Source organism: Mesorhizobium sp. WSM4837, assembly GCF_055811435.1.
In genome coordinates this window covers 14,273-36,288 of sequence record NZ_JBVVQE010000061.1, presented here as the reverse complement: position 1 = coordinate 36,288, position 22,016 = coordinate 14,273, and the positions used below count along the sequence as shown (strand labels likewise).

The 22,016-nt window shown below is 58.0% G+C and carries 21 protein-coding genes and 4 pseudogenes; 17 read left to right on the top strand and 8 right to left on the bottom strand.

The annotated features are described in order from the left end of the window. Nucleotides 1-88: 88 nt before the first annotated feature. From AC0L3D_RS27740 to AC0L3D_RS27725, 4 genes and pseudogenes are all read left to right on the top strand, one after another. Nucleotides 89-439: an aspartate/glutamate racemase family protein gene (locus AC0L3D_RS27740; protein WP_473646452.1), complete on the top strand. Its 351-nt coding sequence runs from the start codon at nt 89-91 to the stop codon at nt 437-439. Nucleotides 440-799: 360 nt separating this feature from the next. Beyond that, nucleotides 800-3,043 carry an FAD-dependent oxidoreductase gene (locus tag AC0L3D_RS27735; protein WP_473646451.1) on the top strand — a complete coding sequence of 748 codons (2,244 nt, stop codon included), beginning with the start codon at nt 800-802 and terminating at the stop codon, nt 3,041-3,043. Nucleotides 3,044-3,375: 332 nt separating this feature from the next. Further along, nucleotides 3,376-3,998, top strand: a pseudogene (locus tag AC0L3D_RS27730) (beta-keto acid cleavage family enzyme). Nucleotides 3,999-4,148: 150 nt separating this feature from the next. Beyond that, nucleotides 4,149-4,601: a PaaI family thioesterase gene (locus AC0L3D_RS27725; protein WP_473646449.1), complete on the top strand. Its 453-nt coding sequence runs from the start codon at nt 4,149-4,151 to the stop codon at nt 4,599-4,601. Between the two features lie 417 nt (nt 4,602-5,018). Here AC0L3D_RS27725 and AC0L3D_RS27720 read toward each other — a convergent pair whose 3' ends face one another. Further along, a complete protein-coding gene (locus AC0L3D_RS27720; protein WP_473646448.1) occupies nt 5,019-5,318 on the bottom strand; it encodes a hypothetical protein in 300 nt (99 codons plus the stop codon). A gap of 395 nt (nt 5,319-5,713) precedes the next feature. Continuing rightward, nucleotides 5,714-5,827: pseudogene (locus tag AC0L3D_RS27715) on the bottom strand (IS3 family transposase); the annotation flags it as partial. Nucleotides 5,828-6,376: 549 nt separating this feature from the next. On the opposite strand from AC0L3D_RS27715, the gene AC0L3D_RS27710 reads away from it, so the two are divergent. Further along, nucleotides 6,377-7,345: a helix-turn-helix transcriptional regulator gene (locus AC0L3D_RS27710; protein WP_473646446.1), complete on the top strand. Its 969-nt coding sequence runs from the start codon at nt 6,377-6,379 to the stop codon at nt 7,343-7,345. A gap of 406 nt (nt 7,346-7,751) precedes the next feature. On the opposite strand, the gene AC0L3D_RS27705 is transcribed toward AC0L3D_RS27710, so the two are convergent. From AC0L3D_RS27705 to AC0L3D_RS27695, 3 genes are all read right to left on the bottom strand, one after another. Then, nucleotides 7,752-8,018, bottom strand: a complete 267-nt coding sequence (locus tag AC0L3D_RS27705; RefSeq protein ID WP_473646444.1) for a hypothetical protein — start codon at nt 8,016-8,018, stop codon at nt 7,752-7,754. Nucleotides 8,019-8,183: 165 nt separating this feature from the next. Then, nucleotides 8,184-8,555 (bottom strand): recombinase family protein, encoded by a 372-nt coding sequence (locus AC0L3D_RS27700; protein ID WP_473646443.1) that lies wholly within the window; start codon nt 8,553-8,555, stop codon nt 8,184-8,186. Between the two features lie 194 nt (nt 8,556-8,749). Next, a complete protein-coding gene (locus AC0L3D_RS27695; RefSeq protein ID WP_473646441.1) occupies nt 8,750-8,914 on the bottom strand; it encodes a hypothetical protein in 165 nt (54 codons plus the stop codon). On the opposite strand from AC0L3D_RS27695, the gene AC0L3D_RS27690 reads away from it, so the two are divergent. Continuing rightward, nucleotides 8,913-9,308 (top strand): hypothetical protein, encoded by a 396-nt coding sequence (locus tag AC0L3D_RS27690; RefSeq protein WP_473646439.1) that lies wholly within the window; start codon nt 8,913-8,915, stop codon nt 9,306-9,308. The two genes, AC0L3D_RS27695 and AC0L3D_RS27690, sit on opposite strands and share 2 nt — an antisense overlap. Nucleotides 9,309-9,465: 157 nt before the next feature. Here the strand turns inward: AC0L3D_RS27690 and AC0L3D_RS27685 are convergent, their stop codons facing one another. Further along, on the bottom strand, nt 9,466-11,064 hold the full coding sequence (locus AC0L3D_RS27685; protein ID WP_473646438.1) for a phytoene desaturase family protein: 1,599 nt from the start codon (nt 11,062-11,064) through the stop codon (nt 9,466-9,468). 1,191 nt (nt 11,065-12,255) lie between these two features. On the opposite strand from AC0L3D_RS27685, the pseudogene AC0L3D_RS27680 reads away from it, so the two are divergent. From AC0L3D_RS27680 to AC0L3D_RS27670, 3 genes and pseudogenes are all read left to right on the top strand, one after another. Continuing rightward, nucleotides 12,256-12,906: pseudogene (locus AC0L3D_RS27680) on the top strand (IS3 family transposase); the annotation flags it as partial. A 170-nt stretch (nt 12,907-13,076) separates the two neighbouring features. Next, entirely contained in the window at nt 13,077-13,535 is a 459-nt protein-coding gene (locus AC0L3D_RS27675) for a hypothetical protein (RefSeq protein WP_473646437.1), read from the top strand. Nucleotides 13,536-13,556: 21 nt separating this feature from the next. Further along, nucleotides 13,557-13,838 (top strand): hypothetical protein, encoded by a 282-nt coding sequence (locus AC0L3D_RS27670; protein WP_473646435.1) that lies wholly within the window; start codon nt 13,557-13,559, stop codon nt 13,836-13,838. Here the strand turns inward: AC0L3D_RS27670 and AC0L3D_RS27665 are convergent, their stop codons facing one another. Continuing rightward, on the bottom strand, nt 13,839-14,717 hold the full coding sequence (locus AC0L3D_RS27665; protein WP_473646434.1) for a recombinase family protein: 879 nt from the start codon (nt 14,715-14,717) through the stop codon (nt 13,839-13,841). It lies immediately after the preceding gene. A 38-nt stretch (nt 14,718-14,755) separates the two neighbouring features. On the opposite strand from AC0L3D_RS27665, the pseudogene AC0L3D_RS27660 reads away from it, so the two are divergent. The 7 genes and pseudogenes from AC0L3D_RS27660 to AC0L3D_RS27630 all read left to right on the top strand — a co-directional run. Further along, nucleotides 14,756-14,935 (top strand): annotated as a pseudogene (locus tag AC0L3D_RS27660) (IS3 family transposase); the annotation flags it as partial. Between the two features lie 500 nt (nt 14,936-15,435). After that, entirely contained in the window at nt 15,436-16,299 is an 864-nt protein-coding gene (locus tag AC0L3D_RS27655; RefSeq protein ID WP_473646433.1) for a hypothetical protein, read from the top strand. Next, nucleotides 16,286-16,573, top strand: a complete 288-nt coding sequence (locus AC0L3D_RS27650; RefSeq protein ID WP_473646431.1) for a hypothetical protein — start codon at nt 16,286-16,288, stop codon at nt 16,571-16,573. Before AC0L3D_RS27655 ends, AC0L3D_RS27650 begins: the two co-directional genes overlap by 14 nt. A gap of 3 nt (nt 16,574-16,576) precedes the next feature. Next, nucleotides 16,577-17,317 carry an SDR family NAD(P)-dependent oxidoreductase gene (locus AC0L3D_RS27645; RefSeq protein WP_473646430.1) on the top strand — a complete coding sequence of 247 codons (741 nt, stop codon included), beginning with the start codon at nt 16,577-16,579 and terminating at the stop codon, nt 17,315-17,317. Beyond that, a complete protein-coding gene (locus tag AC0L3D_RS27640; RefSeq protein ID WP_473646428.1) occupies nt 17,314-17,964 on the top strand; it encodes an MBL fold metallo-hydrolase in 651 nt (216 codons plus the stop codon). Before AC0L3D_RS27645 ends, AC0L3D_RS27640 begins: the two co-directional genes overlap by 4 nt. 24 nt (nt 17,965-17,988) lie before the next feature. Further along, nucleotides 17,989-19,050, top strand: a complete 1,062-nt coding sequence (locus AC0L3D_RS27635) for a 3-oxoacyl-ACP synthase III family protein (protein WP_473646426.1) — start codon at nt 17,989-17,991, stop codon at nt 19,048-19,050. Nucleotides 19,051-19,102: 52 nt separating this feature from the next. After that, nucleotides 19,103-20,482, top strand: a complete 1,380-nt coding sequence (locus AC0L3D_RS27630) for an ANL family adenylate-forming protein (RefSeq protein WP_473646424.1) — start codon at nt 19,103-19,105, stop codon at nt 20,480-20,482. A gap of 582 nt (nt 20,483-21,064) precedes the next feature. Here AC0L3D_RS27630 and AC0L3D_RS27625 read toward each other — a convergent pair. Next, nucleotides 21,065-21,577, bottom strand: coding sequence for a hypothetical protein (locus AC0L3D_RS27625; protein ID WP_473646422.1), 513 nt, complete (start codon nt 21,575-21,577; stop codon nt 21,065-21,067). Nucleotides 21,578-21,799: 222 nt separating this feature from the next. Between AC0L3D_RS27625 and AC0L3D_RS27620 the strand changes: the two genes are divergently transcribed. Next, entirely contained in the window at nt 21,800-22,006 is a 207-nt protein-coding gene (locus tag AC0L3D_RS27620; protein WP_473646420.1) for a hypothetical protein, read from the top strand. Nucleotides 22,007-22,016: the final 10 nt, after the last annotated feature.

Genomic DNA, 22,016 nt, shown 5'->3' with positions numbered 1-22,016 from the left:
GCCGCAGCGGTGAAGATACCGATGGCGATGTCGAGTCTGCTACCGCTGCCGACATTGATCCGTCAGATGCCGCCGCCCAAGACCCGCCGTGCTGACCTACGACTCGTCGCATTGCGGAGAGGATCTGCTCGGGATCGATGATCCAGACGAAAGAACGAGGATCGTGATTGGCCGGATCGAAGGCGGCAAGTTGTGGCAGAACGAGATGAGGCGCCCGCCACAGCAGACCGAGGTCGCGGAAATTAAGACAGATGTCGCCGCCGGTGCCGCGCGAATTCGTCAAGCGCATCCGGAAATCGCGGCGATCTTGTTAAAATGCACATTGTTCCTGCTGGTCGCGTCGGCCATCCGTCGGCGCCACAATCTGCTAGTCTACGATATTACCGGCCTTTACCGGATGATGATGTCTACAGAAAGCGGGAATGCAGCGATTTGCTAAGGGGGCCGCAACTAAGTAAGATTTCAGTTGTTTGGCTCCGTTGGCGATTTGCCGGTGTGTGCGCCCACGCCCTTCCGGACGCGGTCTCAATTATCTCCGCCCCATAACAACCAAAGGCCGGTAATAACAAATGGGGCGTGACCAACCGGGTGCGCTTATTGAAGCTAACAGGCCAGAAGCGAGCGATAGCTCGGATGTCCACGATAGTTTCCGCGCAATGAGCTTACCCCTACAACAGCCTCAGGTTAAAAATGGTCTTTGAAGTTATGTGATGAACGACCAAATGCCCCCGTCGAATTCATCCGTTCTTCGCTTGATCGCCACGAGGCGCACACACGTACTACAGGGAGAGTCAACGCAGTGTCTAGATTTCCGTCGCACGCCCAAGTTGTTGTAATAGGCGGAGGCGTCGTGGGTGCGAGCGTCGTTTATCACCTCACGAAACTTGGCTGTACGGACATTGTCGTATTGGAGCGTAACGCCATTGGCAGTGGCACGACCTGGCATTCGGCCGCCGGACTGGCGACCACAAGCGAAAGCCCTGCCTTCCTCCGGAATTTCCGCTATTCCCGAAGCGAGATTGAATCCATTGAAAAAGAAGCCGGGCTTAGCGTCGGGCGAAAAGTAATTGGACGGCTGATCTTTTCTCACGATGAAAAGAGTATGACGCGGCTGCGGCGGATGGCGGCCCATGGTAGAAGCGCGGATCTCCCGCTAGAAGTTCTGACCTCTGCCGAGACGCTGGACTTGCTGCCGATCCTTTCTCCCGAAGGCATCTTGGGCGGCCTTTGGAACCCTGACGCATACCGTGTGGACCCTACAGGCCTGACGGAGGCGTTACTTCGCCTTGCGCGACGTAGGGGAGCGAAAGTATTCGAGAATGCTCGAGTAACGTCGATTGCTGCTGACTCATGCGTGCGCGCAGTGGCAACGGAGGAAGGGAAAATAAGTTGCGAAATCATCATCAATTGTGCTGGGATCTGGGCTCGCGAAATTGCGGGAATGGTGAATCTTTCACTGCCGATAGTCGCTAATGAACATTTCTATGTTATTACAAAGCCTATCGACGAAATGCCCACCGACATACCGAGTTTTCGTTCTGGAGACGACTTATTCTATGGCCGCGAGGAAGTAGGAGGACTTCTTCTGGGTGTATTCGATGAGAACGCACGAGTCATAAATGTCTCTGATTTGCCAAACGATTTTGCATTTGGTCTGCTACCAGAGCGATGGGAGCAACTGACTCCGTACGTAGACAACATTGTCGAAAAACTACCCATTTTTGCCAGAGCAGAGATAAAGACATTTATCAATGGTCCAGAAGCATTCACGCCGGACCATCACTACATTCTCGGTGAAGCTGACCGGGTGAAAGGATTCTATACATTGGCCGGCATGAACTCTGGTGGCATCGGTGCGTGCCTCGGGGCAGGTAGACAACTTTCCGAGCTTATTATTGAGGGTTCTCCGACTGAAGATGTGACGGATGTTGACATATGTCGCTTCCAAGAATTTGAGAGGTCGGACGAATGGCTGCGACTAATCGGTCCTGACCTGACTAGTTCCACCTATTTTTTTACAAAACCCAGCTCTATCCAAAACGTCAGGGACGTGCGGATCTCCCCTGTTCATCCTTTACTCAAGGCACAGAATGCCAATTTCGAGCCAGTTTGCGGCTGGGAAGTTGCGACGTCGTTCGGCAACCCTGATAATGATCCAATTTCGGCGGAGGTCTCGCTGCTCGGCTCAGCCGCAGGTCTCGTGGACCAGAGCTATTTTGGCAAGATCCGACTCAGCGGCTCAGACGCCACGGATGTTCTTAGGAAGACGACTGCCGAGTCCCTGCCTGAGATTGGAACGGCCGCCAAGACATTGGCGCTTGTGAACGCGCGGGCGGGCATCGAGAGCATGCCCACCGCTCTTCCACAGGGGACGAACGATTGGCTGCTCCTTGTCGAGCCAACTGAGGCGCCTCGGCTCCGCCGGTTTCTTTTATCTGTAGCGGTGCAGAGTAGGGTTGCCGAGGAAACCTCGGCTTGGGCCCAATTTCTCATCGCTGGACCATTGGCAGAAAAAGTCATTCGCGCCTTAGCGGGCTTCGACGACATAGGGCGGATACTTAGGAGCTACATCGGTGTGACGCCTGTAATAGTTTCGCCGATTGGCGCAGAATTTGTCATTCTCTGCGCCACCGAATATGCAGTCACACTCTACAAGCACATTCTGGAGCACAGTAAGTTGGCCGTTCCGCGGTTTGCGCCTGTGGGTTCATCGGCAATCGAGCGGCGGCGTATAGCGAAGGGGGCTGCCCGATGGGGGCGCGACGTTAATGCGTATCTCCCCGCGGTGCTCGGAGGGACTGAAATTGACTCTCATGTCACCAAAATAATGGCATTTCGAACCACCGGGGTGACGCCGGCCGACCCGCAGGTTCACGCTCCAATTTGGTCGGACGATGCTTGTGTCGGCTACGTTACGTCGATTGGAAAAGCACCAGACGGACCTAGTGTGACCGCAATCGCCAGGATATTCGGAAGTCTCGGCCGGGAGATTTGGATTGACACCGGCGCTGGCATGGCCCGACTCGAAAAGTATCCAACGTAGGCCGCAGGCACGTATAACCTCCAGAGGCCGAGGTTATCGCCGAGTTAGCCGCATGGCCGACCAGCTCGCTAAGTTCGTGGAGCGCGGCTCAGCAGAGGACATTGAGACGGTTGGGAACGGTGGATGACGTCTCGCCAGACTGGGCGCTTCTGTCTCCAACCAGAAAGCTTTCATCACTCGCGCTCACTTGGCTTGGGCGCGGTGATGATTTACTGCGACACGCTCCTCTGATCACCTGGCCATAAATCTTCGGCCCTCGTAATAACTCTCGTTGCTCGCTTGCTAAGTCCCTTCCCAATTAGAATGGCCAGGTAAGCTACTGGAGTATTTTTATGTCTGCTGGACGCAAAGTCGTGATCACTTGCGGTCACAGGCGAGGCGCACACGCCAACAATGTCGCCATATCTGCCGATCACCCCGGAGCAGATCGCCGAGCGGGCGATCGGTGCGGCGGAGGCGGCGCCGCGATCGTCCATTTCCATGCCCGCAATCCGGAGGACGGCCGCCCGACCCCGCACCCTGACTTATACGCTCCGGCTATCGCTCGTATACGCCGAGAGTCCAATGTGGTCGTCAACATCACAACGAGCGGCGGCCCGAAGGCGGCCATCGAAGATCGGATCGCGGCCGCGCTGCGATTCAAGGGAGCTGGCTTCCTTGAACATGGGATCGCTTTCTCCCTACGGACGGCAGCGGATCCTCGACAGGACTATCACTGGTCTGTCCTTGCGACCGGAAAGCATCAGTTCCGGCTGTACAACATGGGGGCGACCATCGGTTCAAACGTGCGGGTGGGGATTATCTCTACGTCGAGAAAGGCAAGCTCGCCCGGTCCAATGCGGAGCAGGTGTTGCGGATGCGGGACATCCTGCCCCTTTTGTCCTTCGACATCGCGACACCAGATGAGGCCCGGGAGATGCTCGGGCTCAAAGGGCCAGAGCAGACCCTTGGTTGAGATGCTGGCTGCAATGGACGAGTCGCTGAGCCCGGAGGTTCATGGCGGATATTATGGAATTGCTGTGGGCTACCTCGATGTCGAGGTGCCACTGAATCTGACTTTGTTGCCGCAGCTGAGCGCTGAGTGCTCGCTTGACAGAGGGACCCAATGATCAATGAGCGGAATGTCAGCCCCATACGTGCCGCGCCGGGGCCGTGGAGCGAGGAGGATATCAGGCGCATGCCAACCCGAGGGTTTCAGAAGGTTCTTGGGATTGAGCTCGACGAGGTGTCCCCCGAACGCATCGTTGCACATATCGACGTCGAGAACCGGCACATCAATTCTGGCGGCGCGGTGCACGGCGGCGTGCTCATGTCCCTTGCGGACAGCCTCGGCGCTATAGGGGCGCTGCGAAACCTCGGACCAATGCAAAGAACGGCGACGCTTGAGTCCAAGACGAATTTCGTGCGCCCCTGTAGAGGCGCGAGGATTTCCGCCGAATGCCGACCGCTTCACCTGGGCCGACAGACATCCGTGTGGCACACCATGGTGCGGGATGAAGACGGAAGGATCTGCGCACATGTGTGGCAGACGCAGATCCACATTGACGTCCAGGTTTGACCGGCCGGCCTTTCACCAAGACGGACGTCAGAACCATTATCGTCCCAGGTCAAGGAAGTCAGCGAGCGCGGGGGGCGAGAAATACGTCATAAATGCGAGGCCTGTTGGCGGATACCTTCGGGGTCCATGCCTGGAGGGGCGATCGGGAGGAGGGTACTCATCCACCGTAAGACCGCCGGCATCGCGCGCATTAGAGACTAGAAAGAGGAAACAGGATCGATCATCTGCTGATGCTCGATGTTGGAGGCAGGGTCCCGGTCGGGGAATCTTCGATGGAACTGAGTGGCCGACTACGTCGATGCCCGTGCTTAGATAGAAGCAGCCCCAGGCGTACACACGGAAATGCGGTATCCAACCCGCGCATAAGAGTTTGCAAACCGTCGTCTTGAGCCTGTCTCCTATATTGCGCATTAGCAGCTAGCCTATGCAGGACCAGCCAGTATTGGCGGGGTGGACAGTCGTGGCTATGCCGCCTGCATTGAACACTTGCATTGAACATAAGAATTCCAACGGGTCAGAAACCTCACTCTGCCAGAGCGTCGGTCGATATCCCCTTCCCGTGGATCTCTTCTCCTCGGCAGACAGCACGATGGCGTGCGTCGTCGGGTCGACGTAGGGGCCGACCACGCCGCGCAGCTTGTCTATGAACTGCGGATCGCTGGAGAGCTTGAATTGTTGCCAGCGGTTTGGCTGCAGCCCGTGCGCCTCCAGATACATCGCAGGCACTGGGGTTCATGTCGGCTGCTTGCGCCATCATGTTGGCGGTCCAGTGCGTCGTTTCGCCCGGCGGGTTTTCCAACGTCAGCGCCACCACGCGCTCGGTCACTTCCGGTCGAAGCGGCGGAATGCGCGAGGTCTTGTCGCGCAGCCGCTCGAAAACCTACCGCGGCAAAACATTCCTGCCAGCGCTACACGCAGGTCTTGGACTTGCCGTTTTGCCGCACGATCTCCACAGTGAGTGAGCGCCCACGCCGTCGGGGCTCAACAGTATAATCTGAGCGCGCCAGCTGCTGCGCGCATTGCGATCCCTGATCAGCCCAGCTAGGCGCTCGCGATCAATCGAAGAAACGGTGAGGGAAATTCCTGTGCACACGGCTTTGCGACCACCCTCGCCTCGATAGTTGAGCAGCGTCGACCGCTGGCGAGAACCGCGAGAAGGTGTCGACAACGGTGAGCACGCGGATCTTGCGGCCGGTCGCCAGCTGGTCGTGCACGAAGTCCATCGCCTAGTCACTCTGTGTAGGATCGGCACGATCTTCTGGCAGCTTCGCCTTGGCGTCTTGTCCCTGACCTGCAGAGTCCTCTCCTCGATAGATTCGCTTCGGGTTGACCCCCATTCTTCCCGGTGCAGCAGCACAGGAATGCCATCAAGCAGATCGCCCCACACTCTGAGGTGCTCGCTCCAGTGCTCCTTAACACCCGAATCGCGCGCTCGCGGACCTCGGGCCAATAGCTGTTGCCGTTCCGTTTGTTATGGCTCCTTCCTCCCAGGAGTTGGAGCCTCCGCAATCTCGGCCCGGTGCAAATTTCGCAAATCTCCCGCCTGCCCGTGACGCCGATGCTCCAGAGCCTGCTCTGGCTTGCAATAATTTAATAAAAACGCTATATCTTTGTCACAAAAGTTACAAAATGAGCGGGTTGGCGAACCATGCTGACATCTCCGCATGAGGAATGGTGTTTGGTTTTCATAACTCCACAAATTGCAGTATATCTCTTGATTTCAAGTGAGACTGCAGGGGCTTTCGAAAGGGAGCGCCAAATCCAGAAGAGCCATCGTGCATAGCCTCCTTCGACAGCTTGGGGAAGGGCGCTGCTTCATCCCGGTTGGCGCCCACCCGATTGGACTTCCGATCGCTCATCGCATTGTCCCCCCACAGTCCTCCGCGCGCGGATATGAAGATGCTTTCATCGCCTCTCCGGAATGCCTTGTCACCACCAAGCGAATCGAGGTCAGCCAGGGTTTTGTGGACCAGGAGTACGGATTCGGTCGGCTGGCATTTGTCTTCCATCTCAATGGCCAGCGGATCGTTGACATTTCAGGTCTGGGGAAACGCCATCTCAATGGCCCGTCGTTCAGCGTCCACTATCTGCCCAACGGCGCCACAAAGAAGAGCACTTGGATGACGAACGACCGCGAAACCGCGGTCGTGATTGGTTTCTCGCTTCATACGCCGCCCCAAGTGGTCAGCAAACTCCTAAGACAGGTGCCGGAGATTCAGCGTTTGCTACCGGTCTGTGAGAGTAAGCCGATGTGGCTTGAGCGGCCTCTGACAATCGAGATGGAGCAGGCGGCGCGCTTCATATTGTGGCCAAAGGTACATCCAGCCTTGTTCCCCAATGTTCTGATGACCAAAGTTGATGAGCTTTTGTGTCTAGGGATTGATGCTCTAATGTATTGCGCGTCTGCTGAGCGGCTAAACTCGGTGCAGGCAAAGTTGCAGCAAGCGTGGCAGATCATCGAAACAAATTTAAGGGACATTCCATCGGCGGCTGAGCTTGCCCGGAGGGTGGATTTGCCGGCCAGCACATTTTCAGTAGAATTTGAGAAAAGATTCGATATTTCGCTCTCAGATTTCAGACTACAGGCACAAATGAGGAACGCGCACCATCTGCTTGTGACAACGGGTTTGCCGCTAAAGTCGATCAGCTATCAAGTGGGCTATCATCATTCGTCCAACTTCTGCACGGCCTTCAGACGCTATTTTGGCCGAACGCCGACAGAAGTGCGGGATGCTGCGAGATGATAGTAATAGTGGGCATAACGGTAGCGGCTGTGGGACATGCGGCGCGGAATCCAGTGCTTGCATCACTCTTCGACAGCGCGATCCGCCGCGGCAGGCGCAGGCGGTGGAAGGCCCAATGACGACCGCTCGCGTTCGATATTTTCTGGCCTGCGGATTCCGATGATTTACCGGCATTCCGATCAAAAACCGGACGGTGATGTGGAGTGCACCCCCAGACTGAGACAAGGAAATCGCAGACAGTTTCCCTGCAAGGGGAGGAAACTGGAGCATGGCCGGACGGCAAAGTGTCATTGATGAGGACCAAAAGCTGGAGCTGCTCCAGTGCATGAGACGGGAGAACCCGCCAGCAAGTTGGCAGATGAGCTTGGCATCAGTCGCCAACGACTTTACGAGTGGCGTGACTACCTCAGGCTTCATGGTAATCTGAAGTCACGTTGGCGCGGCCGGCCGGCCAGATCGATAGCAGTAATTGACGCGGTCGCGTTGCACAGCGCAGTTGATGTGCCGGCGCCTCAGGAAAGGCACTGACCAAGGCCAAGCGCCGATAAAGGAACTGGAGCAGAAAGTCGGGCAACAGCAGCTTGATCTCGATTTTTTTAAGAAGCCTTGCGGCACTTCGAGGAAGATCATCGTCGGAGCAGCGCTCCTGGCGAAACGGGATCTTCAAAGTCATCGAGAAGATGACGACCGGCCTGTCGCAAGGCGAATTCAACATCGATAGAATGTGTTGGCTCGCCTTGCGACAGTGGGAACTTCATGCCGTGTGCGCGCAGCCACAGCAAGACGCGGCACGCCGAGCCCAGTTCGGCGAAACGGGTGAAGATCGTACGGATGACATTTACGACCGCCTCGTCAGGGTGGAGAAGGATCTCGCCGTCATCCTCGCCCAGACGAAGCCGACCGGCAGGCCACGGCGCAATTCGCCACGTGCCGCTTTGTTCTTGATGCCGCCCTTGAGGCGGGCGCGCAGGACATGCAGCTCGGCCTCGCTCATGGCACCTTTCAAACTCAACAAAAGCCGGTCGTTGAACAGGGTCGGGTGGTAGATGCCGTCGGCATCTCCAATCAGCGTGTCGGTCAACCCGGCCAGCTCGATCAACCGGTGCCAGTCGGCGTTGTTGCGCGCCAGCCGCGAGACCTCCAGGCCGAGCACGATGCTGACCCGGGCGAGCGCGACCTCGCTGGTCAGCCGGGCGAAACCGCTGCGCATGACGTTGCGGACAGACCGAGATCCTCGTCGAAGACCACGATGCGCTCGGCCGGCCATCCGAGATCGCGCGCCGACCAGACAGCGCGTATTGCCGCGCGGTCGATCCGCGGTTGTTCTCCACCTGCGAGGTGCTCGACTTGCGCAGGTAGACGATGGCTTGCCGCGCTAGGTGACTGGCGGTGATCTTGCTGTGTTCAGTCATGATCCGCTTCCCTGGCCATGAGCATGCGCGCGATCATCAGGGCGAGCCGACGCAGCGCGTTCGCTCGCGCCTCCACGTCCAGCCTTTCCCAGGCGGGTGGGTCGGGCCGCCGCTCGCTTTCTTCGTCGGGAAAGGTCAGCTTCAGCTGTCGTTGCATGCCGCGCCTCCTTGTGGTCGGGCGGCGACTCGCCGCGCCGCTCAAGGAGAGCGTCGGCCACAAGGCGCAGATGCAGAAGGTCTGCAAGCCGCCCAATGCCCCCATGATTGGCCGGCGTCCCGGTGGCATCGCCCTTTCCGGCGCCGAGATCCGTCCATGCCACGGGAATGTAGGTGCGGCTGCCGTCCGGCAATTCCACAAGCAGCACAGGCACGCCGCGGCGCTTGTCGGACACCCTTGCGGCAACGCGCGCCACCAGGCTATCATGATTAAACCGGTCGAAGGAAACATCTTCAGACTGCCTGTTACCAATGCGTTCCGGCCGTCGGTGACGATCACCCGCGCGGGCCATGCCTTTGAAGGGGCGGTCCCTGGTTGCATACAGCCGGCTTAAGCGTGTGCTCAAACTCATCCGAGCATTCCTCAATGCGGAGGTGATGGAGGACGGCTCGGTCCGTCCGGTGGACGAAGAGACCCCGCAAGGCGGCGGCGGTCGCGAGGCGCCCGGTATCCCGATGAATCCTGAATCTCACCAGGCCTTAGAGCAAGGCTCAGAACCAGTTGCGTTTTCCAAGGTCTCGGAGGATCTCGCGTGCTGCATTGTGACCCGGTACGCCCGACACGCCCCCACCTGGGTGTGAGGACGCGCCGCACTGGTACAGACCGCGTATTGGTGAACGATAATCCGAGTAGTGAGCAGCCGGCCGCTTGAAGAACATCTGGTCGATGCTCATGTCGCCGTGGTTGATATGGCCGTTCGGAATGTTGAGCTGATCCTCGATGTCTTTCGGGAGCAGCAGCTGCGTGTCGATGATGCCATCGGAGAAGCCCGGCGCGAACTGGTCCAGCGTATCCAGCACCGACTTCAGGAATCTTGATCGCTCCTGTCCCCACGATCCATCCGTCAGCTCGTAGGATGTGTGGCCGCCGTAAATCTGAACGATATGCTTGCCCTTTGGCGCCAAGCTGGGTTCAAGGACAGTGGGCTGCGTGATGATCATGGACGGCTGTGACGAGTACCAGCCGGGCGCGGCCTCGACGTAGGCTCGCTCGAGGTACTGCATATCGGGAGCAATCTGGACGATCGCCGGGTTTTCCATCCGCGCCTCGGCCCTATTGTACGACGAGTATTTGGGCAGGGCCTCGCAGGCTATGTTCAACTTGAACGCTGCGCCCTTGGTCTTGAAGCGCTGGATTTCCGCCACAAACTCCGAAGGCAGCTCCTTCTCCGGCACAAGCTTTCCAAATAGGAGCTTGGCGTTGAGGTTTCCCACGATTGTTTTGGCGTGGTACTCCGTGCCATCGCTGGTGACCACCGACCTCGCATGCCTGCCGCGGACGTCCACCTTAACCACGTCCCGTTCCGTCAGGATTTCAACGCCATGAGCGCGGGCGCATGCGGCCATGGCTTGGGTAATCGAGCCCATGCCCCCGACGATCTGTCCCTTAATCGCGTCTTCCTCGACCCGACCCGTGCTGCCACCATGCAGAGCTAGCCAGGCGGATCCTGCCGTTCGCGGGCCGATCAGGCTACCACCCACAGCAAAGGCGAAGGCGGCCTTCACTTCGCTACTTTCGAACCAGCGGCTGAGGTACTCCTCCGAACTCTGTGTAAAGAGGTCAATTAGCTTGTAGAAGTCATTTCCAGCCATCCGGTTCGTCCAGAGGAACTTGGCAGTCTTCATCCGTCCGCCTAACGACTCCGCGACCAGGTCCACGGGGGTTTGCAACTTCAGCTCGTGCACAAACTCGGAAACCCCAGCCAGATGGGCGCGGAACTCCGGATAACGGGCTGCGTCGGATTTTGAGAAGCGTGAGAGCATGGCCTGCGTCTCGGCCATATGCCCGCCGACCATCATAGACCGCAAGTCGTCCACCGGCCTAAATACCCGGTAATCGGCTTTGAACGACTTAAGTCCGTACTTTTTCAGCTCAAGATCCGAGACGACCTTCGGATGGATCTGAGCACCCACATACGAATAGACCGAGAAGGTGAAGCCCGGGAAGACCTCCTGGGAAAGCGCTGCACCTCCCACGACATCGCGCCGTTCGAGCACCAGAACACTGAGGCCAGCCTTGGCTAGGTAGCAGGCGCAGGCCAGTCCGTTATTTCCACTGCCGATGACGATGGCATCATAATTCTTGGGCATTGCCTGTCCGTATCTGAGTTCGAGGGGGTGAGAGGCCGCACACACTACTTGGTTTCTTCCCGGATCCGTGCGCCGCAACTCTTGCTGAGCTGGAAGGTCGGCCGCACGAACAATACCCAACCTTGTGCCATAAGCGGCCCGCGGTCATTGGTTTTTAGTTATGGCCAAGTTGGGATTACTATATGCAATCCGTCCGTGCGGGTGCTTGCCCAGAACAATCAAATCTAGTGGCCCGGTCTGCCATACCGACGCGAAACTCCGCAGTTACGATTGGGAGAGCGCCCCTCCTATGCGGTCTCGAGACGGAGACCCTGCGATGTGCCAAGGTAGCGTTTGAGCGTATTCCGGACGCGGCGGCACCGGCTGCGGTCATGCCGTGCCGAAAGTACTGGAGCCCCCCGCATGGGTTCTGTGAAGGTAGCCCAATCACCATTCGGTCACCCTGGGTGGCGCTGCCTGCGAAGACGCACCCGATACGGTCTGCAGGAGTAGCGGGTGGAAGGGGGGCGAAAAGCTAAACCGGCGTCGCCGGTTGGGTCTCATAAGCAGATCGGCCTGAACTGTGCCGAGTGTAGACCATCGACCGCGGGCCGGGCTACAACGTCTTAGTGAGATAACGAAGTGAGCGCCGGAAGCCTCGGATTCAACCGGCAACGCCTCCAAGTCGCGCGATGGCGTGGGAGGTAAGAAGCGATCAGACGCGGGAGGATTCGTCTATCTTCACTGCCGGGCGCGGACAACACGCTCGAGACGGGGGAAAGCTCTCATTGCCCCGTCTTCCGCAACGCCCCGGGGTAGAGCGCACCGCCTAGGGGCATCAAGGTTGGAAATCGGAACACGGTAACTCGGATCGTCTGCCCAGTACGGAACTGGGCTCGCCGCGACGGCCGGAGATGGACGACCACCGAGGGCGGAGCTTCCGTAGTAGTCGGAGCGCGGGAAAGCCGCGCGCACGGCGAAGGGAAGCAGGAAGACGGTAGACTTGCACGACGGAGGAGTGATCTGTGGAATGGATCACCGGGCCGCCAAGGCTTGGGTACTCGGCGTTCAGCGCGAACTCTACCAGTTGAGCAAGGTAAATCCCGAAGACGCGTGGCGGGACATGTGGGGTTCGGTAGCTGCCGCGATAACCGAGTTCCTTCAACTCCCGGAAAAGCCGGCTGCCGGTAAGGCCGGGATATCGCGTAACACGTCCGCTATCGGTCCCGGCGTCCGCCGGAGACGGAGCTGCGCACACGGGTACGCGACCTCGCCAACGAGCGCCGCCGCTTCGGCTATCGACGCCTGTTCATTCTACTCCAGCGAGAGGACGCGCCATCAGGGGTCAATCGCATCTACCGGCTCTAACGCGAGGAGGGCCTGACGGTGCGCAAGGGCCGAGCACGGCGACGAGCGGTCGGCACGCGGGCGCCGATCCTGGTTGAGGCGAAGCCGAACGCGCGCTGGTCGCTGGACTTCGTCCATGACCAGTTCGCCTGCGGGCGGCGGTTCCGGCTGCTGAACATCGTCGACGACGTAACGCACGAATGCCTTGCCGCGATCCCGGATGCGTCGATCTCCGGTCGGCGCGTTGCTCGGGAAATGACTGACCTGATCGCCCGGCGCGGCAAGCCGGACATGATCGTTTCCGACCACGGCACAGAGTTCACCTCGAACGCAATCCTCGCCTGGTCGAAGGATCATCGCGTCGAATGGCACTACATCGCGCCGGGCAAGCCGATGCAAAATGGCTACGTCGAATCCTTCAACGGCCGAATGCGCGACGAGCTGTTGAACGAGAGCCTGTTCTTCGGCCTCGACCACGCCCGCAGTGCCATCGCCGAATGGAGGCAGGACTTAAATCCTGTTTCATAACACCCATCTGTCTATGTCGTTGAAGTGAATAGGTTTTGCTGATCTGGATGCGATCCCATGGGGTATTTTGGGTTTTGCCGCGCGCGATGAACGATGCGCTGAGCCGCCGGTTCGTCAACCGTTGATCGGCTGAAGACCCATGGACCATCCGGCAGAGGATGAACGCCTTCGATCTCGCCCGCCTCGGCGGCGAGCCTGAGGGTCTTCGGTGCAACGCCGAGAAGGCGCGCCGCCTTGTGATGCGACCTGTGCGCGGTGACCCGCTCGCGTGTTCATCGATTGCCGTGGCCGGTCACCAGTCCATTGCGGTTGAGGATGCCGGCAATCAGATCATCATTAGCGATGAGCACCAGTTGGCGGACGGCCGCGATGATATCGCCGGACGTGCTGTTGCGCTGTCCACGGCGCCGCTTCGGCAGGCGCAGTTCAGTATGGACGCCGCCAACCCAATGGATCAGGAGAACGATCTCGGAGGCTTCGTCATCGATATCGGCGACCACCTCCCGGATGACGGTACGAACGATGCGCTTCTTGAGCCTTGCATCCGTCGTCGGCGCCGCCCACACAGCCTTGAGATCGGCGGCGAGCGCGGTGACGTGTATTGGCGACAGAAGTGATGGCTCCGATGTCGAGGCATCATGCGCGGCAATCCTGCTCTCGATCTTGCCGACACGCGTAAGCGCCCGGTTCCATCGCAACTCCAGTTCCGCCGCAACCAGCCGGTTCTGCGGATCGATGGCGTCGTATCGCCGGAATGCCCGATCGGCGCTTTAGCGTGCCGCCTCGCGATCGCGCATCAGAGCATCGCGGACCTGATCGCGGCGACTGGCCGCTTGCGCTTCGGCCTCGACGGCCGCGGCTATCGCTCCCGGCTCGACAACCCGCAGAAGAGCTTCCTCGATGACGTCGTCGACGCGTAGTCAGGCGATGCAACGCGGCTCGCCATTGTCAAGCAGACCCCGCCAGCAGGAATAGCGCGGAATGTTGTGTTTGGTTCCCGTGTAGCGGACCGTCAGCTTGCGGCCGCAGCGCCGGCAGCGGACAAGGCCGGCGAGCAGAGCGTCGCCATGCTTGGGCGCCCCGTGATGCCGGCTCGTGGGCACGTTGTCGCTCACCATCTTGCGGATCGCTTCCGCCCTTTCCCAGCCGACGTAGCCTTCGTGTGCACCCGGGATCAGCGCCAGCCATTCATCACGCGCCTTACGGCGGCTGTGCGAGCGAATGGCTGTTGCATCATATCCCGACGCAGCACGAGTCTTGCCATAGGCGTAGGCGCCGCCGTAGATCGGGTTCTCGATCATTCGGTGGATGGTCGCATAGCTTGGCCTGCGCCAGACCACATCGCCATTGTTGCGCTTGGCGGGCAAATCCAGCCCATGTTCGAGGAACCAGAGCAGGGCCTGGCGGGCACTGCCAAGTTCCGCCACCTTGTCAAACACAAGGGTGATGGCCTCCTGCATGCGACGATCGGGATCCTTCTCCAGCCGGTCGCCGACCTTCACAAAGCCGACCGGGGCAGCGACGACGAGTTCACCGCGCCGGGCCTTCTCATGGCGGGCCGACAGGGAGCGCTGACGCAGAAGAGTGAGCTCATACTCGTTGAGACTGCCCTTCAATCCCAGCAGCAGCCGGTCATTGCCCTGGCGCGGTGCGTAGACCGTCTCCTGGTCGATCAGCACGGTATCGACGACGCGGCACATCTCGATGAGCTGCTGCCAGTCGCGGCTGTTGCGGGCGAAGCGCGATACCTCCCGCACCGCAACCGCCCCAACCTTGCCGAGACAGACTGCGGCGACCATCCGATCGAAGCCCTTGTGGGCGTTCTTTCGTCGTGTTGTTCAACACCGCGAGGCCGCATTCCACCCTCGGCTACCAGACCCCGGCGGCCTCCGCCGGAACCCTCGCCGCAACCGGCCCCGACGCTGCGCTCAATGAAGGCTTCGCGTCTCCGCCGGTTGCTCAAACCGCGCCATACGGCGCAACAGAAACGGCCGAGGCTCTAATCGCCGCTGGATGAAAGTTCAGTGGCAGGTCAGGGAGTATTGAGCCGGCATCGACAACGCCGCCGCCTCAAATGCTCCGACCCGTTCGCTAGCAGTATCTTTCCCGAAGCAAGTCGACTGCGTGCGTGCCTCGGTTCGAGAGCAAACGCGCCACATGTTTAGAATCCGCCAATCTGTTGCGAACGCGACAGCACGCCCCCCCGGAAGGACGCGAATTTGCTGCTGCGCAAGTTGGTCTAGATCTTGCGCTGTCCATTATTGCCGCACGGAAAGGGCGGTCGCAGGACTCCTAAGTTAACGGAAGGGGCATCGTGAGTGCTTCTCCTACGATTTTCCACTGCGACTTCTTTGCGGTAGCGAGCGATGCTGTTCGTAGGCGTTCCAAGAGAGGTGTGACTATGAAATCCTCGTCAAGGGAGAACAAGCCGGTCAAGAGGTTCTGTGGCAAAATCGCCACGGAGCTTGCAACAGGAGGGATGCCCTCCAGTTTCAGGAAAGCCGAAAGGATTTCCCGATGACCGGAGCCAGTCGGGAGCAGCCTCAAAGCCAACAGCAGCAGGCGCGCAGGCCTCGGCCGGAGGCCAGGATTGCGCAGGCCCTGCCGCCGGAATCGGTGACGTGCGACAGCCCGCAGCTTCCGGGCCAGACCTTGTCCATGACCGCTCCCGCAGGGCATCTGACGCTGACGGATCAGCAGGGCGCCCCTCAGGCCGAGCTCGGATTCGTCGCCTATACACGGGACGATGCCGATTCGGCGACTCGTCCGTTGACGTTTGCGGTGAACGGCTGTCCGGGCGTTTTCTCAGTCTATCTGCATCTTCTCGGGGTCGGAACCTGGCTCTTGCCGATGGGGGGACCGACAATCAGCCCCTCGACTCCGCCGACCCTCGTGCCTAAACCCCAAGACTTCGACTTCACGGATCCCGTGTTCATTGAGCCCCCCGGCACGGGCCACAGCCGCGTTGTCAAGAGGGCGGAGACTTATGCTTCGGGCGAGTATCTGGTCGATCTTGTGCGGGGCCTACAGCGCAAGCAGGCCGTCGATCGGATCACTCGACGCGTGGCGAAGTTGAGCAGGCTCGATCCCGAACTGACGCGCCCCCTTGCAGGGCGTATCGACTTGCGCACGATCCAGCAGGAGTTGCGGCGTGGCTCATCATGGTCAGCGCCTACGGTACGGATAGCGCTTGATCGCCCGCCCCCTCATTCCAAATCCCGACAGGCGTCTCCCGCACCCGACACCAATCTTCATCTTGCCACAGAACAGAGACCAGTGTGGCTGCAAGGGTATGGGTCGAAATACATACGGTCGCTGCTATACACTATTTTCAAATCCACCTTGATCACCGCTGGAGACAATACCGATGCGTTCCCTTGAACTTATCTATAAGGCCATTAATGAGATCAACGCCCAGAACCCTAACGCACCGCCTGTCTCGAAGGGTCCTGATACCCTGCTCCTTGACGCCAAAGGCGGCGTTGACTCTCTTACCTTGGTCAACCTCGTAGTCGCTATCGAGCAGGTCGTTTTTGACGAAACCGGCAAGTCGATCGCTCTGGCGGACGAGTCGATATTCTCGTCGGCCGAGAACCATCTTCAGAGCATTGGAAGCCTCTCCGCCTATCTGGATACCCTCTCGCTAGACGCCTAAAGTATGTCTGAGATCATCAATTTACACGGAACCCCTCCAAACCCTAGGGTTATTTTAGTAACCGGCTCCAGCCGCGGAGTCGGCCGAGGTGTCGTAGAGGCGTTACTTGCTAGAGGCAATGATGTTTACGGCTGTTCGCGCAGCAGAGGCCAGTTGCTTGAACATGAGCGATATCGCCATGTATCGCTTGACGTCGCAAACGAAGCGGCCGTGCGGACGATGCTCAATTGCATCGTAACGACACACGGGCGTCTTGACGTTGTAGTCAATAATGCGGGCGTGAGTTTATCACGCCTCGCCCTGTTAACCCCGGCATCCGATTTTATGAATGTCCTAGAGGCTAACTTAGTAGGAGCATTTGTTGTCATGCGCGAGTCCATCAGGTTGATGAAACGCGCGAAGTTCGGCCGAATAATCAATTTTTCGTCCGTCAATGTACCGCTGGCAAGTGTAGGTGGCGCATCCTACAACGCCAGCAAAGCGGCACTGGAGAATCTATGCATCACCCTTTCGCGTGAATGCGCTAGCGATGACATCACAATAAACTGTGTTGGTTTGTCGCTCGTAGGCGAATCCGGTATGGTCGATGCTCTATCTCATGAATCTCTCGCGGATAAGAGACAGAATCTTATTAAGCCGGCCCTGCTGAACGTCCAAGATATACTGCATGTAGTGGACTTTTTTGCTTCGCCATTCGCCCGTAACATTACAGGTCAAACCATATATTTTGGAGGCGTTTCGTGAACGTGATTTCCAACGTGCACAAAATCACAACGGAACTTGGACGGCAGAATGGCTATATTGTAGAGAGCATCAGTCGCCATGCCATCGTCATTGATCCAGGCGCAGAAGCGGAGCGTTTTCTTGGCGTCATTAGCGCTCGGAAGCTAATGCCACTGGCTATCCTCAACACACACGCCCATTATGACCACGTTGGCGCTGTGTGCAGACTGATGGAGAATTTCGCGAATCTACTGTTCTACCTTCATGGAGCAGATAGAAACTTGCTTCGTCAAGCGAACCTTTACCGTAGCTATTTTCGCAAAGGACAATCGATATCGCTTCCGTCCGACTTCATCGATCTTGCGGATTTCGACGGATGCGGTTTGCCATTGAGAGACTTCCAGGTCGAGTGCATTTCGACGCCTGGCCACACCAAAGGCAGCGTCTGCTTTAGGTTGGGCGATCATCTATTTACCGGAGACACTCTCCTCCCCAATGGAGCCGGTCGCACAGATCTGCCAGGAGGGTCGGTCACACAGATGCAGGAGAGCATCCAGCTCTTAATGAAACTGCCAAGTCACCTCACGATGTATCCGGGGCATGGTGCCATTGGTCCGTTTCGTGACGCTCAAGCTCTCGCAGCTTCAACAACCGCGCTCACAAATTGAATGTCTATAAACATGGATACGTCGATGGATCCTCTCGAGCGCCCCATGGTCACCAAAGCCAGCATCGAGGCCATTGCTTATGCTCTGCCTGAGCGCGTTCTTACAAATGAAGAACTCGCACGCGAAAACCCAACTTGGGACATGGTCCGCCTCCTTGGTAGGACAGGAGTTGAAGAGCGGCGTATCGCTGCGCATGACGAAACTGCTCTGGACCTGGGCTACCGTGCATGCCTTGCGCTCGAACAGCGAGACAGACTGGCCCGCGGCGAAATTGACACAGTTATCTTTTGCACAGAAACGCCGGACCATCCAATACCGCCGAACTCGTGCATTTTACACGAAAGGTTAGGCCTTTCACCACGTGTTATGGCCTTCGACATTACACTCGCTTGTTCAGGATTCGTATACAGCCTCGGTATTGCGCGTGGTCTTGTACTAGGCGGAGTCTCGCGACGCGTCCTGATAGTTACTGCGGATACCTACTCGCGCCTCATTCATCCAGCAGATCGCTCAAGCCGCTGCCTTTTTGGAGACGGTGCGGCAGCGACAGTTGTATCCAGATCAAGCAGACATCAGTGTTCAACAGGTGACGATCAGCTCGATGTGGTCGATGTTTTGTTCGGCACGTCAGGGGCTCAGTACGAGCGCTTCATCGTTCGAGCAGGTGGCGCTCGTTTACCTCGATCTACCGAGACGGCAAAAGAAGTTTCCGATCAGAGCAACAATATCCGCACGGCAGAGCATATTGAGATGGATGGACTTGGCGTATTGTCCTTCTTCAACACTACTATCCCAGAAACCGTGCGCGACCTGCTCGATCGAAACAATCTTCGCGTCGAGGACGTTGGATCATTTGTATTCCATCAAGCGAGCAAGATGGCAATTGATGGTATTGCTCGTTCGCTGGGTCTCAACGCAGACCGACTCATATTCGATATGAGAACCCTTGGAAACACGGTATCTGCGTCGGTCCCAATAGCTCTTCGAAGAGCGCAAGAGGTTGGAAGAATCCGCAAAGAACGACCGATCGTTCTGTGTGGATTTGGCGTCGGCCTTTCGTGGGCGTCAGCACTGATCAATCCGTAGTGTCAACGAAGGCTTGTCCCAGCCACTTCTCTACGAGCAAAATGCGGCAACGATGATGGCAACTGACTTCGGTGATATCAGCTTTCTCATATACAAGTTCCGCGAGCGTGGCGGAGAGCGAGCGTTCGCATGGCATGGACAGTACATTACGTATATGGAGCTTGCTGACCAAGTCGAGCATGATGTCGAGTGGCTTTCCAATGAACTCGGAATCGGCGTAGGTTCACGCGTTTTCCTGCTAGGCGATTTTTCATTCCGCTCGATCCCGCTCCTACTTGCGCTGATCGCTCGCCGGGCCATCACAATCCCTCTCACGGAAACAACCTACTCGAACGTAGGGGATCTGCTGAGCGAGATTGGACCTCACCTTATTCTCGACGTGCGAAATGTAACTGAAATTTCCTCCGTTCCTGTCGTTGAGAAAGGAATACCCCAGGCTGCAGTCCATAACCTGTTCGAGATTTTGTTGGAGCGAGCAGTGCCAGGGCTCGTGCTCTTCACCTCGGGCTCGAGCGGAAAGCCGAAAGGCGTTGTTCATGATTTCTCCCGATTGCTGACAAAGTTCCGTAACCCTCGCCTCGGGCTTATAACGCTGAACTTCCTTCTCTTCGATCATTGGGGGGGGCTGAATACTCTGCTTGGCTGCCTCGCCAGTGGCACCCTTGTCGTGTTCCCCGAGACTAGAACCTCGCATGAGATTTGCCAACTCGTTGAGCAGCACCGCATTGAGTTGCTTCCGACGACACCGACTTTTCTCAATATGCTCCTGATAAGCCGTGCATATGTAGAGTATGACCTGTCGAGCTTGAAGCTGATCACCTATGGGGCCGAGCCGATGCCGGAGACCACACTTGTCAGCTTGAAGTCGATCTTCCCCAATCTGGAGCTCCGACAAACCTATGGTATGATAGAATTTGGTGTCATGCGCGCTAAATCAAAGGCGAGTGACTCGCTCTGGGTAAAGCTAGGTGGCGAGGGCTACAAGACGCGTGTCGTTAACGGCATTTTGCAGGTTAAAGCAGAGTCGGCAATGTTGGGGTACTTAAATGCGCCAAGTCCGTTCACAGAGGACGGATATTTAATTACAGGGGACATGGTCGATCAGGAGGGTGAATACTTCCGTATTCGTGGCCGACAGTCAGACGTGATCAATGTAGGAGGGCAGAAAGTTTACCCCGCAGAGGTCGAGACCGTTATTCTTGAGCTACCTGAAGTTGTCGATGCCGTGGTTTATGGCGAAAACCATGTCCTCATGGGAAAAATCGTCTGTGCAGACATCATCGTTTCTGGTAGATTCGATAAGGCCGCTATGCGGCAAAAAGTGAAGCGCCATTGTCACATTAAACTTCAGTCGTTCATGGTGCCTGTCCGTATCGGTTTTCCAAAAGAGGGGTTCCATACTAGCCGCCTGAAAAAGAGACGGGCTCGCTAGTATCGTGATCCACAAATCAGTTACATTCTTGCGTAACCTTGAGTAGGAGGCGAGAATGGCAAAAGCTCGAGCGGTGGCGATTGTACTCGATGATGCGGAGAGAGTGGCGAGTTGACAGCGCTGACGCGCAAGCATGGTGCACCCCAGGCATACGGCGCCGGCGATGTGTCCCCAGTGACAGCAAGCTAGTCCTCGACCCCGAGCTTGTCCCTGGGTTTCATGCCTCCATTTCTGCGGAACGCGGGGGGCCGCCGAGTTCTGGTCAGACGTTTCGCTTCTGCACGGTTCGATCGATTCGACCGAAGTCAAAGGTCAAATAGGAATTCGTTTTGACTTCAACTGGCTTTTCTCGCCGGAGGCGAAGGGGGACCCTGCCCTTCTCGTCTCAGCCCGAGGTCTGTCCGACCGGGCCGGTGCACAGAGCCGCATAGTTGCAGTTTCACCGCCGATACCTGTCATGGTAGACTGATGTTGAGGGTCGTAGTTGGGCCGTGACAACCTGAGTGGCTTTGACTCCGGAGTGACCTGCCCCGGGCGAGCCGTCAGTACCGCTGAGAATGCCGCCCCCCTAACCTACTCCCTTCAGGCGCTGTCATTATCCGGGTCCCGTTCTAGACTAGGGCGCTGTATCCCAAATAGGGCTGCTGCATTGTTTCGGCTCAACCCGAGCACAGCATCAAGCTCCTTGCGCGTCAGGAAGGGCGCACTTGCGGTCCGGTTCGGGCTGTGATTGGCACCGTTTTCGAGAAAGAGGGCATGAACCCGCCCGGCTGCCTGCATGCCACCGTTGAAGAACACGGTCTCGAGCATTGTGACCGGGTCCGTTGAGGCCCACAGCAAATAGCGCGTCAACGCGACGGCATAGTCCTTGCCCGTTTGGAGGTGCAGGAGGTGGGCGTCGATGTCGCGGACCAGTCGGTGTGTTGCGGCAATCAGGGTGGAGAGATCAACCAGCGTCGGCGGCACATCTGCGTCAAATCTCGCGACGATGTCCTTGATCGCGACGCCACCAAACTCCTTTTTGATAAACGCGACATGCTGGAGCAGTTGCTGTCGTTCAGAGCGCGAGCGATTGGCTCGGTGCTCCTGGTGCACGAAACGGTTGCGCCATGGCCACCAGCAGGGCGACCGCGAGTACGTAGGAAGGATGAACGACGCCGCTGTAGTGGGAGCACAAGGATGCTATACGTTCGGGCCAGGTTGGGCGGTGGTCCTCGCCGGTTGCCTTGCGGCCGTTCAGGCGGTTCATCCAGAGCCGGTGCGGTAAGCCCGTCGACGCGGCTCAATATCCTGAGGTATCGGTCGAGGACGTCGACGATGACCACCATTGTGCCGCGCAATGCGAAATTGTGCGTTTCGCTCCACTCTTCGGCGGTGCTGGGTAGGCTCCAAGGCATGACGAGATCCGGCGGGGCTGGAACGGCCGCTCTTATGATGTTTCCGGCCAATCTTGTCGACGGCGATCATGTCGCGGTCCATCATCCCGATCAGCTGCTGCCGCAGGATCAGTCATCGTGGCCCTGAGTTGCAAGCT